We start from the raw sequence: 18,146 nt of genomic DNA, 5'->3' as shown, positions 1-18,146 counted from the left end.
AGCTAGTGCCTACTGCCCCACCTGCACGCTGCGCACGATGTCGTCAGCTCCACGCCACTGGGCGGCGTTTGTGCCCTGAGTGCGAGCGCGCACGTCAGCGCGCCCGGCCGAGCGCCGCCCGCCGCGGCTTGGGCTACGACCACCAGCAGGCCGCGACCCTGATCCTGGCCGAAGCGACCGAGTGCGCGATCTGCCACCTGCCGCCAGCCCCCGGTGACCCGCTGACCGCCGGCCACATCGACGACCGTCAGATCGGCGGCGGCAACGAGCTGGCGAACTACCAGCCTGAGCACCTGAGCTGCAACAGCCGGAAGAAGGCGCTCGGATCCCGGATCGTGCTGGTGGCTGGGCCACCGTGCGCTGGCAAGACCACATACGTCCAGCACCAGGCGATAGACGGCGACCTGGTGCTGGACCTCGACGCCATCGCCCGCGACCTGGGCAGCACGAGGTACTGGCACCACGACGCAGCCACCATGGCCCGGGCCAACGCGGTGATGAGGCGCGAGGTGCTGAGGCTGGCGGCCACGCGACGCGGCCGAGCGTGGATCATCCGGTGTGTACCCAACGGGCGGACACGTACCGGCCTGGCCCGCATGGTGCGGGCCGATGAGGTCGTGGTGCTCCTGCCTCCTGGCCGCACGCTGGTGAGGCGAGCACAGGCGCGCCCCGACCCGGTAGGCACGATCCGATCGATCAATGACTGGCTCGCGCGCTACACCGAGAGCCCACTTGACACCGTGATCAAGGATGCGAGACGCATTCGAGCGCGATCACAGGCGTGATCATGGGCTGACGTTTCCGCAGGTCAGAGCTTGATCGCGTATCACCCCCCGGGGTGTGTTTTCCCAGGTCAGAGGGGGTATCCGAGACCGCCGTCCCCCTCAATTTTTGTCGTCTCAGAATGCCGAACTTTTTCCGGAGGGGAGATCCGATGGCTGCGAACGCCGGTCGCAAGGCCGCACCCGCCGGGCTCAAGCTGCTGGAGGGCCGCGGCAAGGGACGCGACTCCGGCGGCCGCGAGGTCACCCCGCCGCCGGCCTTCCGGCGCCTGCCACCGGAGCGCCCGGAGGACCTCACGGAGGAGGCCGCGGCGCTGTGGGAGGAGTTCGTTGACGAGCTGCAGCGCCTGCAGCTGCTCAAGCCGGTCGACGGGCCCGCCCTGCAGATGGCGTGCGAGGCGTTCGCGCGATGGAAGGAGGCCCGGCGGATCCTGGCGATCGAGGGCATGACCTACGTCGCGCACACCGGCCTGGTCAAGGTCAACCCGCTGGTCGGCGTGGTCGAGCGCGCGAGCGCGGAGTTCCGGGCCTGGTGCGCGGAGTTCGGCCTGACCCCCGCGGCCGAGGGCAAGCTGGCAACAGGCGCCGGCGACGACGGCGACGAAGGGAACCCCTTCGCCGGCACCGGGTAGCACGCCGTGGCCACGAAAGCCGCGCCCCGCCGTACGCGCCGGGGCTACCTGCCGAGCCCCGCCGAGCTCAAGCGCCTCAAGCTGTCCCCCGAGGTCGCCTGGTACCTGGTCGACCGCGGGATCCCGCTGCCGGACTGCCCGCCCAAGTGGAAGACCCCCGAGCCCGGCGAGCTCCTCAAGAGCGCGCGGTTCGACCCCGAGCGCGTCGACCGCGTCCTGAAGGCCTTCGGCCTGCTGCGCCACACCAAGGGCCAGTGGGCGGGCCGGCCGCTGACCCCGGACCCCTGGCAGGTCGCCTACGTCATCGCGCCCGTCTTCGGATGGATCAAGCGCAACCGGGCCGGCCGGTGGGTGCGGGTCATCACCGACCTGTACGTCGACGTCCCGCGCAAGAACGGCAAGAGCACGCTGTGCGGCGGCCTGGGCATCTACCTGACCGCCGCCGACGGCGAGGGCGGCGCCGAGGTCATCGCCGCGGCGACGACGAAAGAGCAGGCGGGCTACGTCTTCGGCCCGATCAAACAGCTGTGCGAGCACTCGCCGGCGCTCAAGCCACACGCCAAGTCCCTCGCCCAGAAGATCATTCATAAGGCGAGCAAGAGCACGTTCTCCGTGGTCAGCTCGGTCGCCGAGAGCCTGCACGGCGGCAACATCCACGGCGGCATCATTGACGAACTCCACATCCACAAGACCGGCGACCTGGTCGAGGCGATCGAGACAGGCACCGGCTCGCGCGAGCAACCGCTGATCGTCATCATCACGACGGCCGACGACGGCCGGCCGAACACGATCTACGCCCGCAAGCGGCAGCGGATCGAGGAGCTCGCGCGCCGGGTGATCCGGCACCCGGCGACCTACGGCGTGATCTGGGGCGCCGAGGAGAGCGACGACCCGTTCGTGATGGCCACCTGGAAGAAGGCCAACCCCGGATTCGGCATCAGCCCCACCCACGAGTACCTGGAGAAGAAGGCCGCCGAGGCCCGCCAGGACCCCGTCGCCCTCGGCAGCTTCCTGCGCCTGCACCTGGGCCTGAGGACCAAGCAGACGACCCGCTACATCTCGCTGAGCGACTGGGACGGCGCGGCCGCGCTCATCGAGGAGCAGGACCTGGAGGGCCGGGCCTGCCATGGCGGCCTGGACCTGTCCAACGTCGAGGACATCACCGCCCTGTGCTGGCTGTTTCCCGCCCGCGACAGCGGCCTGATCGAAGCGATCTGGCGGTTCTGGCTGCCGGAGGACCGGCTACGCGACCTGTCCAAGCGCACCGCCGGCGCCGCTGAGGTCTGGGTCCGGGAGGGCTGGCTGAAGCTCACCCCAGGCAACGTCATCGACAACGACGCGATCTTGCACCAGATCGACAAGGACGCCCGGCGCTTCCGCGTGCAGACCATCGGCTACGACCGGTGGGGCGCCACCGACGTGGTTCGGCGGCTCGGCGACGGCGGCCTGACGTGTGTGCCGATCAGCCAGGGCGCCGCGAGCCTGAACGACCCGCTCAAGAACCTGCTGCGGGTCATCAAGGCCGGGCTGTTCCAGCAGGGCGGGCACCCGGTCATGCGCTGGATGGTCGACAACCTCGCGACCGTCGCGACCGCCGACGGCCTGGTCAAGCCGGACAAGAAGAACAGCGGCGACAAGATCGACGGCGTGTCCGCGCTGGTCAACGCCATGAAGGAAGTCATGGACGCCGAGGCGGCCGCCGCACCGCCAGCCACCGCCCCGGCCGCGGCCGCCGGCGGCACCCGGGACCTGTGGCGCCCGTCGTCTCGACTCAACATCTGAAGGAGCCTGTGATGCGCGTACGGCTCACGCCGGACCTGGTGGCCAACGTCCTGGGCGTGCTCGGCCTGGTGTGCGTGGTGGTGGCCATCGGCGGCCTGACCGGCACTTGGTGGTGGTCCCTCGGCGCGGCCGGCCTGGTCCTGGTCGGCCTGTCCTACAGCGTCCACACCCACGCCCAGGTGCCCACCGCCGTCGTCGCGCACGGTGGCCCGGTGCGCGCCGTGAAGGACGCGGCGTGAGGACGGATGGACGCCGGGACCGGCTTGCCCCGCACGTCCCCCTGACCGGCATCGAGGTCATCGAGCCTGCCGAGCTGCCCGAAGACTTCGGTCCGCTCCCCATGTCCGCGACTCCTCCAACCTCAGGGAGCAGCGCATGAGCTCATGGCTGTGGCCGGCCCGGCGCGCGGTCGAGGCGACCCCCCAGCAGATCATGGTCTCCGGCGCGGCCGCCAGCAGCTGGAACCACGACCCGATGGACGGCGACGCCGGCTGGAAGCCTGTCGGCTCCCGCGGCCGCCCGGTCCCGGACTGGACGCTGGAGAAGAGCAGGATGTACTCGCTCGCCTCCTACCGGACCAACCCCATGGCCCGGGCCATCATCGACACCTACACGAGCTTCTGCGTCGGCGACTCCGGTGTGACCTTCCAGGCCACCAACACCGACGTGCGCCAGGTCGTCGAGGAGTTCTGGAACGACCCGCGCAACCAGGTCGGCCAGGGCCAGGAGCTCGCGCTGCGCAGCTGCCTGTTGATGGGGGAGACCTTCCGCGAGCTCATGACCGGCCCGCTGTCAGGCGTCGTGCGCTACTCGCCGATCGACCCGTCCGCCGTGGTCGAGGTGCGCTGCCTCCACGGCAACCCGCTGTGGCCACACGAGATCGAGTTCCGCATCGAGGCGGTCAACCGGACGCGGACGGTGGCCGCGGTCGACGACACCACCGGCCTGCGTGACGGCCAGATGCTGTTCTGGGCGCCGTTCCGGGCCCTGGAGACCGACGTCCGGTCCATGCCGTTCATGGCGCCGATCCTCGACTGGCTCGACTCCTACGACACCGTGCTGTCGAACCTCATCGACCGGACGGCGCTCGCCCGTTACATGGTCTGGGACGTCACCGTCGAGGGCGAACAGACCGACGTCGACAACTTCATCGCGGCCCGAGGCGGCACGCACATACCGCCCTCCGGCTCGGTCGAGGTCCACAACAACGCGGTCAAGTGGGAAGCGAAGAACGCCCAGACCGGCAGCTACGAGGACACCAACGCCAACCGGTCGGTCCTCACGATGATCGCCGGTGGCGCCGGCCTGGCGAAGACCTGGCTCGCCGAACCCGAGGACGCCAACCGCGCCACCTCGCTGACGATGGCCGAACCGGTACGGCGCCGCGTTGCCGGCGTCCAGGCCGTCTGGCTCGGCTACCAGACCGAGATGATCCGCTTCGCCGTCGACCGGGCCGTCGCCGCCCGGCGCCTGCCGCGGATGGTCGAGGCGACCGACCCGAAGACCGGCCAGACCTACGACATCAAGGCCAGCGACAGCGTGGTCGTCACCGGCCCGGAGGTCGCGGCCGCCGATGCCCAGATCACCGCCCAGGTCCTGCTCAACCTCTCCACCGGTCTGGAGCACCTGGTGCAGTCCCGAGTTCTGACCGCCGAGGCGGCCGCCGTCGCGGCCCGCAAGGCGTGGGAGGACTACATGGGCATCCCGTACAGCGCTGACCTGGGCAAACCGGGAGCTGATCCCGACCCCGACGACGTCGCGACGGCTGTCGACGACGCCACCACCAAGGCCAAGGCGACATTGCGCGCCGTGGGCGACCCGTAAGGAGCGAACGATGACCCGTGAGCAGGCCGCCGAGCGGCTCGGCATGAAGCCCAGCGAGATCCTCGACGTCCAGAGCAAAGACGGCAACCACCTCATCACCACCCACGACGGACAGCGCGTCGAGGTGACGAAGGACGGCGAGGTCCGGCCGTACGACGCCGACCAGGACCTGGGCGCCTGGGAGCGTGAGATCAACGCCAACGTCGGCGCCGCGGAGGCCTCCGGCCAGCCGATCCGGCCGGAGATGACGGCCCGGGACGTGCCGACCGGATCGCCGGAGGAGGTCCTGGCCTGGGTCGGTACCGACCGGGACCGCGCTGCGCTGGCGATCGAGACGCTGAAGCAGCGTGGTGGTGTCCAGGCCGAAATTCTCGAGACGCTGGAGCACCTCGGCGGCGCCGAGGGCGAGAAGGACGGCCAGCAGGAGGTGCCCGCCGGCAGCGCCGAGCGGGTGCTGCAGTGGGTCGGCGACGACCCCGCGCGGGCCCGCCAGGCGCTGGAGGCCGAGCGGAAGAAGGACAACCCCCGCCAGGGCCTGATCGCCCGGCTGGAGAAGCTGGAGCGGCCGGAGTGAGCGTCCACGACCCAGCTCACTGCGGCGGCCTTCCTGGCTGCCCGGTGTGCGCGCAGGAGGTGTGTACGGCGGATTGCCGCGGTGAGGAGCCGCTGCAGCACGGCGTAACGGTCACCTGCCCGAACTGCGGGATCAGCTTCGAGACCAGCCCGCCGGCGCCGCGGCGGGTCACCGAGACCGCGGCCACGTCCGAGGCGATGATCAGTGGTCAGCGGTCCTTCGACGACGTGCGGCAGCTGGTCCGCAAGGCCCTCGCCGAGCGCATCCAGGCGGCGGCTGGCGTCTCCTACGTGTGGGTCTACATCTCCGACCTGACCACGACCGCCGTGGTGTACGCCGCCGGCGATGACGACCTCTACCAGTGCGACTACGCGATCGACGCCGCCGGCGCGGTCGCCCTCGGCGAGCCGGTCAAGGTCGTTCGGACCTACGCCCCGGACCCCGCGGCCGCCGTACCGGTCGGCGACGTCGCCGAGACCCGCGACCAGATCACCGCCCAGTCCCGGGTGATCGAGGCCAAGGGCACCGCGGCCGATGGCGGCCGCATCTTCCGGGTGCGGATCATCGCCTACGGCGACAGCCTCAACGGGAGGCGGTACCCCGAGGCGGTCATGCGCAAGGCCGCGGCGCTGTACGAGGGTGCCAAGGCCTTCGACCACCACCGCACCGAAGAGGAGCTGTCCACCGGCACCATCGCCGGTCTGGTCGGCGCCTTTCGCAACGTCGAGGCCGAGGCCGACGGTCTGTACGCCGACCTCCATCTGCTGCCGTCGGCCACGCACGCGGCCGAGGCTCTCGACGCCTCGCTCGCGGGCCAGGAGGACGGCCTGGACCCCCTCATCGGCCTGTCCCACGACGTGATGGCGCTGTTCAAGCCCATCACCGAGGGCGGCCGCCGCCTGCAGGAGGCGACCGCCATCACCCGCGTCAACTCCGCCGACCTGGTCTCCGACCCGGCCGCCGGCGGCAAGGCCTCCCGCGTGCTCGCGGGCGGCATCGACCCATCCGACCCGGGCGCGGAGCCCGACCGTACGAAGGAGACCACCGTGCCCCCGACACTGGAGGAGATCCTGGCCGCGCTGAGCCAGGCGAAGCCGGAGCAGCTGGCCGCCGCCGGCCTGGCGAAGGTCGCCCCGGCCACGGAGACGAAGGAGACCGACGACAAGCCCGTCGAGGGCAAGGTCGTCGAGGCCGTTCCGCAGACCAAGGGCACGTTCCTCGCGGGCCTCATGGTGCGCCAGCTCGTCACCGACGCGGGCCTGCCCGAGTCCGTCGTCGAGGCCGTCACCGGCGCCCTGCCGGAGAAGTTCACCGAGGCCGACGTCGCCGCGCAGATCGCCGCGATGAAGGCCGGCCTGGCCATGGTCGAGCGCGCCGGCCTGACCCCGACGGTGACCACGAAGGTCACCCAGGAGGCCCGCGACAAGAAGGTCGCCGCCCTGGACGCGATGTTCGATGGCAACTACCGCGAGGGCTACAGGAGCTTCCGGCAGGCCTACGCCGACTTCACCGGCAACCACCCCAAGGCGTGGGACGAGGACTACAACCGGCTCATCCTGCGCGAGTCCATCGGCGGCTACTACGACTCGGCCATGCGGGCCCCGGAGTCCATGGACAGCACCAGCTGGGACCAGGTGCTCGGCGACTCCATCCACCGCCGCATGATCCGGCTCTACGCTCAGCCGAGCCTGCAGACCTGGCGGCAGATCGTCTCCGACATCACCCCCGTGAGCGACTTCCGCCAGCAGAAGCGCGAGCGAATCGGCGGCTACGGACTGCTGCCCACCGTCCCCCAGGGCGCCCCCTACCAGCCGCTGCAGTCGCCGACGGACGAAGAGGCGACCTTCGCGGTGATCAAGCGTGGTGGGACCGAGGACCTCACCATGGAGATGATCGCCAACGACGACCTGCAGGCCGTCCGGCAGATCCCGCGCCTGCTGGGCCTGGCCGCCGCGATCACCCTCTACCGGTTCGTGTGGGACATCCTGCAGACCAACGCCGCGACCACCTACGACGCGACCGCCCTGTTCCACACCAACCACGCCAACACCGACAGCGCGGCGCTGTCGCAGTCGGCGCTCGGCGTGGCCCGGCGCAAGATGCGCAAGCAGGCGGCCTACGGCAACGCCATCAACGTCCTGTCCACGGTGCCGCGCTTCCTGGTCGTGCCGAGCGAGCTGGAAGAGCTCGCCTGGCAGCTGAGCGTCTCGCCGATGGCGATCCCGGGCACCAGCAATGACCCGGCCGACCGGCCGAACCTGCACAAGGGCCTGGAGCCGATCGTCGTCGACTACTGGACCGACGCCAACGACTGGTTCGCGATCGCCGACCCGGCGATGTGCCCGACCATTGAGATCGGGTTCTACCAGGGCCGTGAGGACCCGGAGCTGTTCACCCAGTCCGACCCGAACGTCGGCAGCATGTTCAACGCCGACAAGGTGACCTTCAAGATCCGTCACATCTACGACGGCACCGTCCTGGAGCACCGCGGCATGTACCGCGGCACCCAGGCTTGACCGGTCCCCGCATCCCGTAGTCCATCGACGTGGGGGTGCCGCGGCCGCGGCACCCCGATAGGAGCACACCACCATGCAGCTCAAGGAGATGTCGGGAGACCTCCTCTTCCCGATCTTCGTGCCGGGACAGGCTACGGCCGGCACCGCGGACGAGTGGGCCGGCATCATCGCCCCGTTCGCCCTGCAGATCACCAGCGCCAAGTGGATCCCGCACGCCGCGGTGACCGCCAACGGCACGAACTACTTCACCCTCAACCTGCGCAACCGCATCGCCGGCGCCGGGTCGGCCCTGGCCGCCTCGCGCTCCTACGCCGCGACCGACTCCACGGCGTTCGTCCCCGAGACCATGACCCTGTCCGGCACGCCGGCCAACCTCCTGGTCGCGGCCGGCGACGTCCTGACCGTCGAGAAGGTCGTGACCGCGTCCGGCCTGGCCATGCCCGACGGCCTGGTCGTGGTGACCGCCCGGATCCGCTGATGGGCGGGCTGCCCCGGCCGGTCGCGCTGACCGGAGCCGATCAGGTAGTGCGCACAACCTCCAGCATCTACCGCGGCCTGACCGTACGGGAGACCACCGGCGGCGCCGGCGCCGTGCTGCGCGTGTTCGACCACGCCAGCGCGGCCAGCGGAACCCTGCTGCAGACCGTGGCCCTGGGCAACGGCGAGTCCCTCACCGTCGTGCACCCCGCTGGACTCTGGGCGATCGATGGCATCTACGTCGACGTCGTCTCCGGAGCGGTCGAGGGGGCGATCTACGTCGGATGAACGTCACCCGCCTCACCCGGGGCGCCGCGGCGACGCTGTCCCACACCTTCTACGTGGGGGAGACGGCGACAGACTCATCTGTCGCCGTCTCGGCGTCCGTGGTCGACGCCAGCGGACAGGCGGTCGCCGGTCCCCTGAACGCCTCCCACAGCGGCGCCGGCACCGGCCGATACACCGTCACCCTGCCCGCCCAGGCCACCCTCGCCGCCCTCACCGTCGCCTGGAGCGCCACCATCGGCGGCCAGGCCGTCGTCGAGCGCGACATCGTCGAGGTCGTCGGCGGGTTCCTGTTCAGCCTGGCCGAGGCCCGGGCATCTGACCCGATCTTCGCTGACGTGGCGAAGTACCCGCTGGCCGACCTGGTCCGGCTGCGCCAGGAGGTGGAGGAGGAGTGCGAGACCATCACCGGGCGCGCGTTCGTGCCCCGCTATCGGCGCCTGGTCCTGGACGGCAGCGGCGGCCGCGACCTGGTGCTGCCCGACGGCGGCGACGACCTGGTGGCCGGCATCCTGCTGCGCGGGGTGCGGCTGCCGATCCGCTCGGCGAGCATCGCGCCGCGCGTCGGCCAGGCCGCGGTGCCACTCACCGTCGACCAGCTCGGCGCGCTGACCGTCACCCGCGACGGCCTGCTGCGCCGTACCGACTACGGCATCTGGACCGAGGGCTCCGGGAACGTCGTACTCGAGTACGAGTACGGCAACGACTACCCACCGGCGGACCTGAAGGCGGCCGCCCTCCTGCGCCTGCGCAGCAGGGCGACCATGGCCCGGTCCGGCATCCCGGACCGCGCGATCTCCTTCACGGTGGCCGAGGGCGGCACCTACCGGCTCAGCACGCCCAACGCGAGCCGTACCGGGATCCCGGACGTCGACGCCGCCTATGACCGCTACTCCCGCGGCGCCGGCGGCGGCCAGAACGGCGGCCCGGCACCGGCCTCCCGCACCCTGGACTACAACCCCCAGCGCGGGAGCCTGTTCCACGGCGGGTGGCGATGACGGCGCCGGCGACCAACGCGGTGGCCATCAAGCGGGCCCTGGTCGACCTCATCAAGACCCTGCCGCTCGGCGACGTCCAGGTCGGCTACGGCCCGCCCGCCAACCCGGAGAGAACCTTCATCTACCCCGGCGCGGTCCGCGGCCCCCAGGAGCCGGCCACGATGCGGGGCGGCGGCATCCTGCCTCGCATCGAGGACCTCACCCTGCAACTGCACATCGTCGTCACCCTCACCGGTGGTGACGCCGTGGCCGAGGCCGAGGGCCAGGCCGCCGAGCTCGGCGGCCAGATTATCCGCGCGGTGGCGGCCGACCCCAAGCTCGGCGACCTGCCCGGTCTGCTGGCCATCGTCTCCGGTGGCGTCGAACTGGAGTCCGGCGCCGACGACACCGCCTCCACCGCCTGGCTGCTCCTGCGATTCGACATCAAGTCCCACCTGACCTGAGAGGAACCCGCATGGCTGAGAAGATCAAATGCAAGGTGATCGGCCCGGCCGAGGTCGACGGCGTCGCCGCCCCGGGCACGGTTGAGCTCGATCCCGACGTCGTCAACATCGGCGCCCTGGTCTACGCCGGCCACATCGAGGTGCCCAAGTCGGTCGACCTCGACAAGCTGCCCGACCCGACGCCTGACGCCGGCGGCACAGCGACGTCGGCGAGCGGCCCGAAGGCGAAGTAAGTCGTGGCGCCCACCGTCCTGCTGGACGCCTACGCCTACGTGGCGGGGCATGACTTCACCACCGAGACCAACCGGCTGTCCTGGTCGGGCGAGGCGGCCGCGCTGGACCGGACGACGTTCGGCTCAGGCGGCTGGACCGAGCTCACCGGCGGCCTCAAGAGCCACACGTTCGACATGGCTGGCTTCTGGGACTCGGCGGCCGCCGACGCCGTCGACCCCGAGGCCTTCACCGACCTCGGCGGCGGCGGCCGCGTCTTCACCTTCGGCCCCATCGAGACCGAGGGAGAGGTGGCCTACCTCGGCCAGCTCGGCCACTTCAACTATTCGTTGCTCGGCGCTCACGGCGAGCTCGCGCCCTTCAGCCTCACCAGCCAGGGCACCGACGGAGTCGGTATCGTCCGCGGCAAGCTCGCCAAGGCGAAGGGAGCGGCGGCCGCCACGGGCGTGCTGGGCAGCGTCGTCGAGCTCGGCAACGTCCCGGCCGGCCAGTACCTGTATGCGTCCCTGCACGTCATCTCCGCGGGCACGACCATCACCGTCCAGCTCCAGTCGGACGACTCGGCCGGGTTCGCCTCACCGACGACCCGGGCCACGATCGGCCCCATCACCACCCGCGGCGGCACCTGGGCGACCCGGGTCGCCGGCCCGCTGACCGAGACGCACTACCGGCTCAACGTGAGCGCGATCACCGGCGCGCACGTCGTCGCCGGCGCGATCGCCATCGGCAAGTAACCCCACTCCTGCAGGCCCGCCGCGCGCGGGTCCTTTGCCATGCTCTCTGGAGGTCCTCGTGGCAACCCTGGTCCTGCTCAACGAGTTCGTCGAGCTCAACGCGGTCAACAGCTCCGGCTGGGCGAAAAGCGGCGCCCTGGCGATGGAGGCGGCCGCCCTGGACGCCTCGGTGTTCGGTGACGGCTGGACGAAGAACACCGCTGGCCTGAAGTCCGGAACGCTGACGATCGAGTTCCTCGACGACTTCGCCGCCAGCCAGCTCGACGCCACGCTGTGGCCGCTGTTCGGCACCGTCGTCCCCTTCAAGCTCCGCCCCGACGCCGGCGCGGTATCCACCAGCAACCCGCAGTACTCCGGCAACGTGCTGATCGCCCAGCACAACGTCGGTGGCAGCCTCGGCGAGCTCGCCGGCAAGTCGCTCAGCTTCCCGCTGTCCGGCGCCGTCGCCCGCGCCACCTCGTAAGGGCCCGCCGTGTCCGCCGAGCTGAAGAAGCTGATCGCCGACTTCGGCAAGCTGCCGAAGTCGATGCGAGCCGAGATCCGCGCCAGCGCCAAGGAGATCGGCGACCCGGTGCTGCAGGAGGTACGGCGGCGCGCGTCCTGGTCGAGCCGGATCCCGGCGGCGACCCGCATCAGCGTGCGCTTCGGCGCCCGGACCTCCGGTGTCACCGTCCGCACCTCCGCCAAGAAGGCACCGCACGCGAGGCCGTACGAGCATGGCGGCGAGCGCGGCACCTTCCGGGTGCCGGTCTTCCGCCAGAAGGGCCGGCGCACGCCGTGGGTCGACCGGGCCGCGCGCCCGTTCTTCACCCCCGGCGTGATCGCCGCTCAGGACGGAGTCGCCGACGCCTTCCGACAGATCGTCGTGCGCGTCGGCCTCAAGAACGGCTGGCACTACTAACCGCAGCAACCGCAGCACATTAGGAGGAAGAGCACTTATGGGATTGCGTGATCGCCTGCAGGGCCGGCCCCGGCCGACCGCGAGCTGCAGGATCGCCGTCGTCGACACCCGCGAGGCTGAACAGGAGCTCACCGAGGCCGGCGCCGCGCTGCAGGTGCTCGTCTTTGCCGGCGGTGGCGAAGAGCTCCCCGCCGCGAAGGACCGCCTGAGCGCGGCCCGGGCCGCGCTCGCCGCCTGCTTCGAGACGGTCGTCTGTGCGGCGATGCCGCCGGATGAGTTCGAGGCCCTGGTCGACGCCCACAAGCCGCGCAAGGACACCGACGACGAGGCCTGGAACAACGAGACGTTTCCGCGAGCGTGCTTCCTGGAGTGCGCGCCCGGCGAGATGACCCGCCAGGAGTGGGAGGAGTTCCTGCGCACCCAGGTCAACGACGGCGAGCGGACGCTGCTCTACCAAACCGCGATCCGCGCCAACATCCGCGTCCCGGATCCGAACGTCCCAAAAGACTAGATGCCGACCCTCGGCTGGAACTGGAGCTGGAGGTGTGCGCGGACTACCGCATCCCGCACTCGGAGTTCCTGCGCTGGTCGGACTCCGATCGCGACAAGGCCATCTGGCAGCACATCCGGGCCCGGCAGACGTGCCCGAACTGCGGTACCCGGGCGGAGGAGTGGGATCCCCGCTGCGGTGGCCACCCGGGTGCCTACGTGCCCGACGTGCACCGCTGTGAGGGCTGTTACCAGCTCGCCGACGCAGGCAAGGACCTGCCCCCGGGCAGTTACGCCCGGCTCAAGCTCAACCCGGAGGTGGTGAAGTGAAACGCCAGGTCGATCTTGAGACCAATATCAACGGCGACCCGAAGGGCTTCAACACCGCCGCGAGGTCAGCAACCGAGCACGCGCGCAAGCTGGAGCGGGCCAACGGCCGGCTGGAAGAGCGCCTGAAGCGGATGAACCTGCAGATGGCTCGCTCCACCAAGAGCGCGAGCCTGATGCGCGGGGAACTGGCTTCCCTGGTGGCCGCCGGCGCCGCGCTCGCGCCGACCTTCGCGGCCGCGGGCACCGGCGCCGTGGCGTTCGGCGCGCTGGCGGCGCCGGCCATCATGCGCGTGGTCCAGGCCCAGACCGAGATGGGGGAGCGGTGGGCCTCCCTCAGCACTGACGAGAAGATCGCTGCCGCTGGACTACGGCAGTTGATCGCCCAGTACAAGGCGTTGGCCAAGAGCGTTGAGCCGGAGGTCCTGCAGACCTTCAACGCGGGCCTGGGAGTGGCGAGCTCGCTCCTGCCGCGGCTGGCGCCCATCACCAAGTCGGTCGCGCGCGAGCTGACGGCGTTCGCCCACGAGATGGAAGACGCCCTCAACTCCGAGCGGGCCGACCAGTTCTTCGCCACCATCGAGCGCGAGGCCCCGCAGGCGATCGACGCCCTGGGCGACGCGCTCGGCTCCGGCGCGCACCTGGCCGCGAGCCTGACCGAGTCACTGATGCCGCTGGCGACCGCAGGCCTGGGCGCCATCTCGATGGTCGCCGACCTGGTCGCTGGCCTGTCGGACCTCAACCCCGAGCTCGCCCAGGCGGCCGTGCTGATGCTCGCGCTCCGCTCCCCGATCAGCGGCCTGGGCGGCCTGATCGGCAAGAGCAGTGGCCGGTACAAGGAGTTCGCCGCGGAGAACGAGAAGGCCTCCAAGGCGACGAAACTCCTCAACGCGGTCAGCGCCGCGGGTCCGAATCTCTACCTGGCCGCGGCCACGGCGATCGGATTTTTCGCCGTGAAGGCGGCCACGGCGAAGAGCGCCAGCCAGGAGCTCGCCGAGGCCATGCGCAAGGAGCACCAGGCGGTCGGCAACAACATCGCGGGCTACCGGTCCATGAACGCGGCTCTGGACGCGCAACTGGTGCAGGCCACGCAGCGCCTGGCCGCGGCTGAGAAGAAGCTCGCCAGCGACGCGTCGTTCCTGAAGGTGGAGATGTACAAGGGCGCCTTGGCCGCCCAGGACATGACGCGCTCCTTCGTGGAGCAGGAGAAGGCCGCCAACAACCAGTCGATCAAGAACATTCAGCAGGGCGCGGCCGCGCTGGCCAAGCAGTACGGCATCACCACGGAGCAGGCGGAACGCCTGGCCATCGCGGTCGGCGTCGACCTGTCCAAGGGAGTCCTGGAGAACGGCACGGTCACCGCGGCCACCACCGCGAAGATCAACCGGTATCGGGACGCCGTCGCCACAGCGAGCAACCCGACGCTGGTGGTCGCCGAGGCGTGGAAGATCGCTTCCGATGCCGGGCTCGACATGAAGACCCGCATCGAGGCCCTGACCACCGCGCTGGGCGGCTTCAACGCAGCGCTGGGAGTGCTGTCGGCCTCCAACGCGATGAAGGAGGCGCTGGCCGCCTCCAACAAGGTCCTGCGAGACGGCAACGCGACCATGCTGGAGCGCTCACAGGCGCTGGAGGCACAGCTGGCGCCGATCGGCCGATGGGTCGAGGCACAGCTGGCCGCGAAGAAGAGCGTCTCACTGACCGACAAGGCGCTGCGTGATCAGTTCCCGTCGCTGATCAAGCTGTCGCAGGGCAGCGCCGTCGGCAAGGCCGCCCTGGACGGCCTGATCGCCTCCATGGGCGGCACGATCACCCGCGCCAAAGGCGCGACGACGATCACGGACCGGTTCGGTAACGCGATCAAGGTGTTGCCGAACGGCAAGGTCGTGAAAATCGACGCCGCTACGAAGAAGGCCAACGCCGATCTGGAGACGACCAAGCGCAAGCACGCCAACATGCACGGCAAAACCTCCACGGTGACCGTCCGAGCGAACACCGGCCCGGCGGCCGGAGCGTTCCGCAGCCTGCTGTCACAGTTCACGGTGCCGGTGAGCATTCCGGTCGGGATCCGCGCCCCGGGGGCGACCGGCGGGCTGGTCACCGAGGGCCGGATCGTTCCTCGCTATGCGGCCGGCGGTCCGGTCCATGGTCCTGGGACGGGCACGAGTGACGATGTGCCCGCTCTGCTGTCCAACGGTGAGTACGTCATCAACGCTCGCTCCACGGCCCGGCATCGGGAACTGCTGGAGGCGATCAACGCCGGCAAGTTCGCCGCCGGTGGTCTGGTCGGCTACGCCTCCGGTGGCGCCGTTCAGGCTGCGAACGTGCCGATCAGCGAGTTCGTCTCCCGGTTCATGGACGGTAAGCCCTTGTCCCGATCGGAGTACCTGCGGGTCTACCGCGCCCGGAGAGATGCTGTCGACCAGCTGCGTCGCGCGGAGCGCAAGCTGGCCGAGGACCGCAAGAAGGGGCGCAGCGCACGGACGATCGCCGACGATGAGGCACGCGTCGCAAAGGAACGCCGTGACCTGGCCACCGCGACCGAACGCCTGACGATCGCCCAGGCCCGCTACAAGAAGGGCAAGCTCACTCCGCTGCAGCGGCTCAACGCCGGCCTGGTGCTCGGCATCAAGAACACCGGCGCGTTCATCGCGAACATCACGCGCATCGCCGACCGCGGGTTCGTCGACCTCGCCCAGCAGCTGCTGGCGATGGGCGGCCCGGATGCCGAGAAGATGGCGGCCGCCGCGGCGAAGCTGTCCACCAGCAAGCTCAAGAGCCTGAACACGAAGGTCGTCACGGCTTCCCGCAACCAGGCCCGGCTGGAGGCCCTGCCCAACGTGCTCCTGGTCCGCTCCGCGCAGAAGGGCGGCGCCAAGAGCGTGGCGGACTATATGCGCCACACCGGCCTGAGTGAGGAGGACCTGGCGGCCGCCTTCGCCGCGATGGGCAAGGCCTCACCGAAGGCCGCCGGCGGCATCGAGCGCTACGCCGCCGGCGGCCGTCGACCGGGCCCGGGCATCGCGACCCGGCCCACCGTGCTCTTCGGCGAGGGGAGAGCGCCGGAGGCCTTCATCCCCTACGAGCGCCGCTATCGGGCCCGCGCGATGGGCCTGGTCAATCAGGTAGCCAGTGATCTCGGCATGCTGCGCGGCGGCGCGCAGGTGACGAACGTCTTCAACGTCACCGTGCAGGGGGCGATCGACCCGATCGGCACCGCGCGGACGATCGAGAAGACGCTGCGCAACCTGGTGCGTCACACCGGCGGCACCCCCTTGGCGATCTGATGGCGACCTTCAGCATCAAGGCCGAGGTCGAGTTCACCGCCGGCGTGTGGACCAACATCAGCGCCTACGTGCGCGTGGCCGCCGGCATCAGCATCCGGCGCGGCCGCGGGGATGAGCAGTCCGAGATTCAGCCCGGCACGATGACGCTCACGCTCGTCAACAGCGATGGCCGGTTCACGCCGAGCCTGGCCACCTCGCCGTACTACCCGAACGTGCGCAAGGGCGTCGGGATCCGCCTGTCGGTGGTGGTCGGCGCCACGACCTACCAGCGCTTCCAGGGCCACGTCAACGAGTGGCCGGTCGAGTGGGAGGACAGCGTCCTGTGCCTGGTGTCGATTGTCTGCACGGACCTGTTCAAGCGGCTCGGCGCCGACGCCCCGATGCGCAGCCTCCTGGAGGAGGAGATGCTCTTCCTCCAGCCAGATGCCTACTACACCCTCGGCGAGGCGTCCGGGTCGACCAGCGCGGGCGACACCTCAGGCAAGGGCCAGTCCTCCATGTCGATCTACCAGATCGCCGGCGCCGGCGGCAGCGTGGAGTTCGGCGACGCGGAGGGCCCAGGCACTGACGACCTGCCCGCGGTACGGTTCACGCCCTTCAGCGCCACCCAGGGCAAGGGCCTGCGCGGAAACCTGGACTCGGCGGCCGGCTCCTGCGTCATCGCGTGCTGGGTGTCCACGACGGTCCGCGACCGCGACATCATGCAGATCTGCAACCGCGTCACGGGCCTCGGTGGGGCGGCCACAATCCTCAACATCCACCCCACCGACGGCCGCCTGCGAGTCAACGTCTTCAACGGCGACGACGCCATGGGCTCCGGCACGACCTTCGGCGGCATCCGGCCCGTCGACCTGGACAACGGCGCCAACCATCTGATCGCCGTACAGATCAAGTCCAACGGCGACGTATTCATCTCCGTCGACGGCGTGGACGGCGCGAGCGGCCTGGCCTACGGCTCCATCATCCGCACCGACGTCTACGACCGCCTGGTCGCCGGCGGTTTCAAAGAGCCCGCCACCACCGGGTCGAACATGTTCGACGGTGTGCTGTCGCACATCTGGTTCAAGCGGACCGCGGTGATGCCGGACTGGTCCCACGTCTGGTCCGCCGGAAACGGCAACACCGAAACCACCACCGCCAGATTCACCCGGCTGTGCGCCCTGCTGGGCCTGAGCGGGACCATCCTGGGCAGCTCCACCACCCAGATCTCCTCCCAGGCCGCCGGCGGCAAGACGCCCGCCGCGGCGCTGCGCGACGTCGCCGCCGTCGAGGCCGGGCTGGTGTACGCCAGCAGAGCCTCGGCCGACGTCGTGTTCGAGACCCGCGCCCACCGCTACAACAAAGCCAGCTCGCTGACGCTGACGACCACCGACATCGGCGGCGACCTCACCTGGTCCGACGACGACCAGCCGCTCGTCAACGACGTCACGAACCAGCGCGAGGGCGGCGCCGACCAGCGGGTCAAGGACCAAGCGAGCATCGACGCCTACGGCGTCTACACCGGCGGCAGCAGCCAGGCATGGGCCACCGACGCCGACGCCCTGGCCGCCGCCCAGTGGGAGGTCTACCTGGGCGCCGACCCGCCGCCGCGCGTCACCCAGGTTCGCTGTCCGGCCAGCACCCTGGCCATCCACACGAGCGTGCTGGCACTGGACCTGTCCGACGTCATCACCCTGACCGGCCTGCCCGCCACCTCGCCGGAGACCTCGGTCGAGCTGTTCGTCGAGGGCTACCAGGAGGACATCACGGAGGGCCTGCACAGCATCACGTTCAACACGAGCCCGGCCGAGCCCTACCAGGTGTGGCAGATCGGCGTGCCCGGCCACTCCGAGATCGGCGTGACCACTCGCATCGGCCTGTAGGA

Annotated in this window: 19 protein-coding genes; all 19 read left to right on the top strand. The window is 70.3% G+C overall.

What is annotated here, in order from left to right; genetic code table 11:
- Positions 1–128: 128 nt before the first annotated feature.
- The 19 genes from Plo01_RS12845 to Plo01_RS12755 all read left to right on the top strand — a co-directional run bounded on the left by Plo01_RS12845 (position 129) and on the right by Plo01_RS12755 (position 18,144).
- The gene (locus Plo01_RS12845) at positions 129–785 is read left to right on the top strand and encodes an AAA family ATPase (RefSeq protein WP_203890763.1); all 657 of its coding nucleotides are present in this window, start codon (positions 129–131) and stop codon (positions 783–785) included.
- A gap of 149 nt (positions 786–934) precedes the next feature.
- Positions 935–1,414 carry a phage terminase small subunit P27 family gene (locus Plo01_RS12840; protein ID WP_203890762.1) on the top strand — a complete coding sequence of 160 codons (480 nt, stop codon included), beginning with the start codon at positions 935–937 and terminating at the stop codon, positions 1,412–1,414.
- A gap of 6 nt (positions 1,415–1,420) precedes the next feature.
- Entirely contained in the window at positions 1,421–3,196 is a 1,776-nt protein-coding gene (locus Plo01_RS12835) for a terminase large subunit (protein ID WP_203890761.1), read from the top strand.
- An 11-nt stretch (positions 3,197–3,207) separates the two neighbouring features.
- Positions 3,208–3,435, top strand: a complete 228-nt coding sequence (locus tag Plo01_RS12830; protein ID WP_203890760.1) for a hypothetical protein — start codon at positions 3,208–3,210, stop codon at positions 3,433–3,435.
- A gap of 136 nt (positions 3,436–3,571) precedes the next feature.
- Positions 3,572–5,020, top strand: a complete 1,449-nt coding sequence (locus Plo01_RS12825) for a hypothetical protein (protein WP_203890759.1) — start codon at positions 3,572–3,574, stop codon at positions 5,018–5,020.
- A 10-nt stretch (positions 5,021–5,030) separates the two neighbouring features.
- Positions 5,031–5,594, top strand: coding sequence for a hypothetical protein (locus Plo01_RS12820; protein WP_203890758.1), 564 nt, complete (start codon positions 5,031–5,033; stop codon positions 5,592–5,594).
- Positions 5,595–5,653: 59 nt separating this feature from the next.
- Positions 5,654–8,110 carry a phage major capsid protein gene (locus Plo01_RS12815; RefSeq protein ID WP_203890757.1) on the top strand — a complete coding sequence of 819 codons (2,457 nt, stop codon included), beginning with the start codon at positions 5,654–5,656 and terminating at the stop codon, positions 8,108–8,110.
- A 73-nt stretch (positions 8,111–8,183) separates the two neighbouring features.
- Positions 8,184–8,588, top strand: a complete 405-nt coding sequence (locus tag Plo01_RS12810; RefSeq protein ID WP_203890756.1) for a hypothetical protein — start codon at positions 8,184–8,186, stop codon at positions 8,586–8,588.
- Complete coding sequence (locus Plo01_RS12805; protein ID WP_203890755.1) at positions 8,588–8,875, top strand: hypothetical protein; 288 nt, start codon at positions 8,588–8,590, stop codon at positions 8,873–8,875. Before Plo01_RS12810 ends, Plo01_RS12805 begins: the two co-directional genes overlap by 1 nt.
- Positions 8,872–9,870: a hypothetical protein gene (locus Plo01_RS12800; protein ID WP_203890754.1), complete on the top strand. Its 999-nt coding sequence runs from the start codon at positions 8,872–8,874 to the stop codon at positions 9,868–9,870. Before Plo01_RS12805 ends, Plo01_RS12800 begins: the two co-directional genes overlap by 4 nt.
- Complete coding sequence (locus Plo01_RS12795; protein ID WP_203890753.1) at positions 9,867–10,313, top strand: hypothetical protein; 447 nt, start codon at positions 9,867–9,869, stop codon at positions 10,311–10,313. The genes Plo01_RS12800 and Plo01_RS12795 overlap by 4 nt, the downstream gene beginning before the upstream one ends.
- A gap of 11 nt (positions 10,314–10,324) precedes the next feature.
- A complete protein-coding gene (locus Plo01_RS12790) occupies positions 10,325–10,546 on the top strand; it encodes a hypothetical protein (RefSeq protein WP_203890752.1) in 222 nt (73 codons plus the stop codon).
- Between the two features lie 3 nt (positions 10,547–10,549).
- Positions 10,550–11,278 (top strand): hypothetical protein, encoded by a 729-nt coding sequence (locus tag Plo01_RS12785; protein WP_203890751.1) that lies wholly within the window; start codon positions 10,550–10,552, stop codon positions 11,276–11,278.
- 58 nt (positions 11,279–11,336) lie between these two features.
- Positions 11,337–11,741 carry a hypothetical protein gene (locus Plo01_RS12780; protein ID WP_203890750.1) on the top strand — a complete coding sequence of 135 codons (405 nt, stop codon included), beginning with the start codon at positions 11,337–11,339 and terminating at the stop codon, positions 11,739–11,741.
- 9 nt (positions 11,742–11,750) lie between these two features.
- On the top strand, positions 11,751–12,179 hold the full coding sequence (locus Plo01_RS12775; protein WP_203890749.1) for an HK97 gp10 family phage protein: 429 nt from the start codon (positions 11,751–11,753) through the stop codon (positions 12,177–12,179).
- A gap of 37 nt (positions 12,180–12,216) precedes the next feature.
- Positions 12,217–12,690 carry a hypothetical protein gene (locus tag Plo01_RS12770; protein ID WP_203890748.1) on the top strand — a complete coding sequence of 158 codons (474 nt, stop codon included), beginning with the start codon at positions 12,217–12,219 and terminating at the stop codon, positions 12,688–12,690.
- 32 nt (positions 12,691–12,722) lie between these two features.
- Positions 12,723–12,998 (top strand): hypothetical protein, encoded by a 276-nt coding sequence (locus Plo01_RS12765; protein ID WP_203890747.1) that lies wholly within the window; start codon positions 12,723–12,725, stop codon positions 12,996–12,998.
- A complete protein-coding gene (locus Plo01_RS12760; protein WP_203890746.1) occupies positions 12,995–16,282 on the top strand; it encodes a phage tail tape measure protein in 3,288 nt (1,095 codons plus the stop codon). Before Plo01_RS12765 ends, Plo01_RS12760 begins: the two co-directional genes overlap by 4 nt.
- A complete protein-coding gene (locus Plo01_RS12755) occupies positions 16,282–18,144 on the top strand; it encodes a hypothetical protein (protein ID WP_203890745.1) in 1,863 nt (620 codons plus the stop codon). The genes Plo01_RS12760 and Plo01_RS12755 overlap by 1 nt, the downstream gene beginning before the upstream one ends.
- The last annotated feature ends 2 nt before the right edge of the window (positions 18,145–18,146 follow it).

It is taken from the genome of Planobispora longispora (genome assembly GCF_016863135.1).
Taxonomy (GTDB): Bacteria; Actinomycetota; Actinomycetes; order Streptosporangiales; family Streptosporangiaceae; genus Planobispora; species Planobispora longispora.
This window is presented reverse-complemented; position numbering and strand designations above follow the sequence as displayed.

Coding starts and splice junctions, on each gene's coding strand:
- Plo01_RS12800 (WP_203890754.1), top strand. CDS start 8,872: ATGAACGTCACCCGCCTCACCCGGGGCGCCGCGGCGACGCTGTCCCAC.
- Plo01_RS12830 (WP_203890760.1), top strand. CDS start 3,208: ATGCGCGTACGGCTCACGCCGGACCTGGTGGCCAACGTCCTGGGCGTG.
- Plo01_RS12795 (WP_203890753.1), top strand. CDS start 9,867: ATGACGGCGCCGGCGACCAACGCGGTGGCCATCAAGCGGGCCCTGGTC.
- Plo01_RS12805 (WP_203890755.1), top strand. CDS start 8,588: ATGGGCGGGCTGCCCCGGCCGGTCGCGCTGACCGGAGCCGATCAGGTA.
- Plo01_RS12810 (WP_203890756.1), top strand. CDS start 8,184: ATGCAGCTCAAGGAGATGTCGGGAGACCTCCTCTTCCCGATCTTCGTG.
- Plo01_RS12825 (WP_203890759.1), top strand. CDS start 3,572: ATGAGCTCATGGCTGTGGCCGGCCCGGCGCGCGGTCGAGGCGACCCCC.
- Plo01_RS12770 (WP_203890748.1), top strand. CDS start 12,217: ATGGGATTGCGTGATCGCCTGCAGGGCCGGCCCCGGCCGACCGCGAGC.
- Plo01_RS12820 (WP_203890758.1), top strand. CDS start 5,031: ATGACCCGTGAGCAGGCCGCCGAGCGGCTCGGCATGAAGCCCAGCGAG.
- Plo01_RS12790 (WP_203890752.1), top strand. CDS start 10,325: ATGGCTGAGAAGATCAAATGCAAGGTGATCGGCCCGGCCGAGGTCGAC.
- Plo01_RS12840 (WP_203890762.1), top strand. CDS start 935: ATGGCTGCGAACGCCGGTCGCAAGGCCGCACCCGCCGGGCTCAAGCTG.
- Plo01_RS12755 (WP_203890745.1), top strand. CDS start 16,282: ATGGCGACCTTCAGCATCAAGGCCGAGGTCGAGTTCACCGCCGGCGTG.